The sequence below is a fragment of the Desemzia sp. FAM 23988 genome (genome assembly GCF_045528365.1).
GTDB lineage: Bacteria > Bacillota > Bacilli > Lactobacillales > Carnobacteriaceae > Desemzia.
The window spans coordinates 1-994 of the sequence record NZ_JBGQQS010000058.1; the positions used below are offsets into that span (position 1 = coordinate 1).

Genomic DNA, 994 nt, shown 5'->3' on the forward strand with positions numbered 1-994 from the left:
AAATGAACTTTTCTTTTCTTCCGTTAGGAAGGAATCTAATCGATTTGTAAAAAAGAAAGAAACATTTCAGTTTCGCCTAATTTTTTGATAAAAATGTCCCTGTATAAAAATCTATGAATGATTCAGCTATATTTTAATTTATTAAAAATATGTAACTTTTATAGAAGTTTACCCTGCTGACTTATAAGTCATAAAATATAAGGAGAGTGTAAAATATTTTGTGTAAATGAATAAAATCCATAAGTTGTAACACATGAAATTACATAGAATCGTGTACTGAAAGCCTTGTTAGTTTAGCATGAGTTTCTATAAAAAAATTATTCATAAAGATAAAATAATGCTATGGTTATTTTAAGTAAAGGAGTTGATTAAGGAATGAAAAACAAAACTATTTATTTTAGAGAATTTAATAAAAATGATTTATCAGAAGTTGTAGACGTTTATATTAAAGTATTTTCAGCTGAGCCATGGAACGATAAATTAACATATGACCAAATTACATCTTACGTTAATCAAATAACTGAACTAAATACATTTAAAGGGTATATCGTTAGAGAAGAAGATACAGATAATTTATTGGGTGCTGCGTTAGGTTTTATTAAACCGTGGTATATGGGAAAAGAATACCAGTTGGATTCCTTTTATATTTCAAATGATTATCAAGGAAAAAGAGTAGGTACCCAATTTTTGAACTTTATCAAAGAACAATTAAAAGATATCAATATCCCCACCATCATATTAGATACCGATCGAGGCTACCCAGCTGAATACTTTTATTTGGATAATGGTTTTGAGCCTTCCAATTCATCTATCATACTTTATGGTGATACTTCTAATGAGGTTTAAAAATAGGATATATGAAATTAGATAAAGTCATGTATACAAAAAAATGATTTGATAAGGTTCTTTTGTGAAAAAATAGTCCCACTTTTGTTTATTTTGATAGAGATATAGAAAAATACACTCCCAAAACTATGAACTATTTTGTTCAGTA

At 27.1% G+C, this 994-nt stretch carries 1 protein-coding gene; it reads left to right on the top strand.

Features of this window, described 5'->3' with window-relative positions; all coding sequences use genetic code 11:
* The first annotated feature begins 375 nt into the window (after positions 1–375).
* The gene (locus ACEN4L_RS13400; protein ID WP_407097749.1) at positions 376–846 is read left to right on the top strand and encodes a GNAT family N-acetyltransferase; all 471 of its coding nucleotides are present in this window, start codon (positions 376–378) and stop codon (positions 844–846) included.
* Positions 847–994 lie beyond the last annotated feature (148 nt).

Bases quoted from the DNA above. Each gene is read 5' to 3' on its own strand.
- ACEN4L_RS13400 (WP_407097749.1), top strand. From the start codon at position 376: ATGAAAAACAAAACTATTTATTTTAGAGAATTTAATAAAAATGATTTA.